Source organism: Clostridium sp. KLE 1755, from assembly GCF_000466465.2.
Taxonomy (GTDB): domain Bacteria; phylum Bacillota; class Clostridia; order Lachnospirales; family Lachnospiraceae; genus Eisenbergiella; species Eisenbergiella porci.
Genome location: NZ_KE992741.1, coordinates 74947 through 79096 on the forward strand (window position 1 = coordinate 74947; position 4150 = coordinate 79096).

The window sequence follows — 4150 nt, forward strand, 5'->3', positions numbered from 1 at the left end:
CCGCGAGGGTCAAATACCCCGCTGCTCTGCCCGTTGCAAGTTTAATGCCTTGTTGCTTGTAACGGAGTATTTGATTTGCAGTTGTTAATATGTATACCCGGGTAACTGCTTATATATTGATTCTATACTAATTGAACAAAACAACAACCGGATAAAATACATAAAAAACCCGGGCAAATTATAGTTGCACAAAAAAACTCTAATTTGTCCGGGTTTTTTGAAATAAGGGCTTGTAACAGCCGGCAGGGCTGCATATGCAGCCGCCTGTCCCTAGGTATTGGACTCCCGGCTTTTTTTGCGGAATCTGGCGGGGGTGCAGCCTTTCAGGGCTATAAATTTGTTGATGAAATAATCCAGGTCATGATAGCCGACCTTCTCCATTATCTCGTAATTTTTCAAATCCGTGTGCAGCAGGAGGGAGGCGGCCATTTCAATGCGGTAATTGTTCAGGTAATCCTTGAAGGATACTCCGTAGGTTTTCCTGAAGAGCTGGCCCAGGTAAGCGCTGTTGATATAGTATTTCAGTCCCAGATCCTTAAGCGTCAGGTTCTGTGCGTAGTGCTCCCTGATATACTGTTCCACGTCGCTCATGACGCTGCCGCGGATATTTTTGCCGCGCAGCTGTGAAAGGTAATCCGCGTATTCCTCGGCAAAGCGCTTCAGATGCATCCGGCTGCCGCGCATGGTGCCGGAATCAAAGGCGTTCCTGTTGATAAATTCCAGGATTTCCTCCTGGTTTACATTGATGTCCTGGGCCTGGGCCGCATGCACCAGCTGGAACAGGAGATAGTCTATATTCATGCTGACCAGCTTGGCATCCAGGCTGTTGCGGTTAATCTCCTCATACAGGCTGTCAACCAGCTCGGGGATGCGTTCCTTTTCATTCTGTTCCACGGCCTTTATCAGATCGTCCAGGCTGGACTTGCACAGAAGCGTCCTTTCCTCCGCGCATTCCTGCTCCTCATACCAGGAGATACGCTGGGTCATGCCCTCCACATGGAAGTTCTGGAAGGAACGGGCGATGTTGGCCGTTCGGTAGGATTCGGACAGAAGGGAAATATCGTCCACCCGGTTTCCTACAAACATGACTACAGGCTGCTTCATCCTCTGCTGGATGCTTTGCAGAAAATAATCCAGATATCCCTGCTCGTCCATGCCCGCCTCCTGTGCCATATAATCACAGTAAACAAGGCCGATATCGTAATCCTTTTCATTGCTGGACACATCGAGGATACAGTGCCAGCCGTCCTGCTTGAGGAAATCCAGGCAGTATTGGTATAAAAGGCGCTGCTGCTGTCTTTTTTCTTCCTCTGATTTCAGTAAAAGCTTTCCGGATTCATCCTCCGGGCGATCATCGATCTCAATATCGATATACCGGATGCCGCCCTCTGTGCGCATTTTGCTTTTCACATGTTCCAGGTTCAGCTGATCGAATTTTCCGCAGATCAGGGCGATCAGATTTCTGGCAAAATAAGCTTTTTCCTGAAGGGCGACCTCTTCCCGGCGCTGCAGGGATTGGGTGCTGTCGGCCTTGACCTTGTTAAGCACGCTCAGAAGCTCTGCCTGGCGGACCGGCTTGAGAATATAATCCATGCAGCTGTACTGGATGGCCTTTCTGGCATATTCGAAATCACTGTAGCCGCTGAGGATGATAAAATAGGCGTCGGAAATGTGTTCCGCCCTTATTTTTTCCAGAAGCTCTATGCCCGTCATGGCAGGCATTTTGATGTCGGCGATAATCAGATCCACCTGTGTTTTTTCCAGAAATGCAATGGCTTCCAGACCGTTCGCCGCTGTTCCTGCAAGCGTAAAGCCCTCTTTTTCCCAATCAATCAGCATGGCCAGGCCCTGCAGTATAAAAGGTTCGTCATCTACTAATAAAACCTGAAGCATTCTTGTCCCTCCCTTTTTGAACCGGAAACAGAATCGATTGGAATCCTGTTTTCAGGTGTTGATGCGCAATTTCTCTTTCGGAATACTGATGGTTACGATGGTTCCGGAGTCTTCTTCGCTTTCCAGCTGGAATTTTACCGTGTTGTCCGTTGCCATATGCAGGCGCAGGCAGGCGTTAAGGATCCCGACCCGTTCGTTTTCCTTCAGAAGCTGCATGCTTGCATTTTCCATTTTTTCCTGCAGCGTAAGGAGAAGCCCGGAATCCATCCCGTGTCCCGTATCCTCGATTTCCATGTAAAGATGGCCGTCCCGGCAGCAGCATCTGACGAAAATCCAGCCGGGAGCCGTTTTGTTTTCCAGCCCGTGCACACAGGCATTTTCCACAAAGGTAACCAGGGTCAGCCTGGGCACGCAATAACGAAGACAGTCGGGTTCCGCTTCAATTTTGTAGGAGAGGCGGTCGCCGAACCTGTATTTCTGCAGCTCCAGATAGGCCTCCACAAACTGAAGCTCCTCCCGGATGCTGATGGTGTCCGTACCCCAGTCCACATACTGGCGTTCCATGAGGGCCAGGCGCTCCACCATGCCTGCTGTTTCTTCTTCGTTTTTAATCAGGCTGTGCATCCGGATGCTTTCCAGGGCATTAAAGAGAAAATGGGGGTTGATCTGGCTGTGGAGGGCCAGAAGCTCTGCATTCTGCCTTGCAATATCCATTTCCTGCTCCTTCAGCCTGTCCTTGTAAACGGTTTGGATCAGATCGTTGATACGTCCGGCCATGTGGTTATAGCTGGCCATGAGCACCCCGATCTCATCCTTCCCCCTGACAGCGGGAAGCTGGGTCAGTTCATGGATATCCCCTTTATCAAAAGCAGCGCCCAGTTCCCTGATACGGGAGGTGAAGGAGTGGTTGATGCCCTTCATTAAAAGCGCGGGAAGCAGCAGGTTCACCAGTATCAGAAACAGCAGGAGTGCGAAATTGTTGCGGATGATGGAGAGGACGTTCAGTTCCTCCTTCATAACATAAATACTCCAGACCCTGCCGTATACGTTCATATCCCTGGAATAGCCCACCCGTCTGTTCATGGACGGCAGAAAGGTTTCATAGGGCTTTCCCATGCCGCCGTGCCCGTCATTGGAAAAAAGGATGGTATCGCCGTCGCAGATATATACGAGAAAACGGTATTTGGAATTGATGATGCTCTGGGACATGCCGCTGTAATCCATGTCCATTTTCACCAGATTGGGACAGCTTCCTTTGTGGTAATAATCCATGCGGCGGATGATGGAAATTTTCCTCAGGGTGGAGGTGGCGGTGTTTTCATAATATGGATAGGCCAGGATGTCGCGGCCGGATTCCACGAAGTCCCGGTACCACTGCTTATCCTTTGCACTGTCCAGATTCCAGAAGCTGCCGCCGTTTACGATACCGGGGTTGTCAGCATACATGACGATATTGTAATTGCTTGTGCCCACGCTGGCTTCGTACAGGGAATCCTTGAGGAAATCCCGGTAGCTTTCATAATAATCAAGGGGCGAAGCGTATTCTGCATCCATGAATTCATTGATGTATTTGTTACTGTAGATGTTCAGCGACAGATTGGCTGCGTTGTCCATCCTGTTGCTCAGGGTATAGTGGATGGCCTCGGCGATATTTTCCATTTCATGCTGGCTGGTGCTTTGCTCCGCCTTGATTACCAGGGAAAAAATAATGCTGTCCGTGAGTATCAGCGGCAGAAGGACGCAGCAGAGATACAACAGCATCAGTTTTCTGGTCAGCGGAAGATTGTCCAGGATTTTCCCCGGATGGAAGCGCTCCGGCACTTTTTGGAAGAAAAGTTTTATTTTATTTTCCATGTATTCCCCTCCCCGGATGATGCAGATGCAAAACGGCAGCGGTTTTGCAGGCCGGACTGTTTATGTTAAATGTTCAACAAATTGTAACATATTCACCAGCGTGAGACAAGCCTGGCCTCCCGGGGGCGTGGAAGTGGGGCGGAAAAACGCATCAGCGCAGGCGCCGTCCTTCCCGCCGTCCAAGGCTGGGGCAGCCGGCCGCCTTTCTTCCCGGAGGGGATGGGGGTGTTGGCTGATCCAGTTTCAAAAACGGGGTATTTCTAACTGTCCCGGGGAAGCAAAATTCTGCCAACGCAGCCAAAACTCCTCTCGCAGCGACTTGCGTCTGCTGCGTTCGTCAGACAGGCTGCTAAGGGCGGCATAATTTTGCTTCCCCGGGACAGTAAGAAATATCCGCCGTTTT

At 50.4% G+C, this 4150-nt stretch carries 2 protein-coding genes; both read right to left on the reverse strand.

Features of this window, described 5'->3' with window-relative positions:
* Positions 1-270 precede the first annotated feature (270 nt).
* A complete protein-coding gene (locus HMPREF1548_RS20760; protein WP_021638508.1) occupies positions 271-1893 on the reverse strand; it encodes a response regulator transcription factor in 1623 nt (540 codons plus the stop codon).
* A 51-nt stretch (positions 1894-1944) separates the two neighbouring features.
* Entirely contained in the window at positions 1945-3747 is a 1803-nt protein-coding gene (locus HMPREF1548_RS20765) for a sensor histidine kinase (protein WP_035323199.1), read from the reverse strand.
* Positions 3748-4150 lie beyond the last annotated feature (403 nt).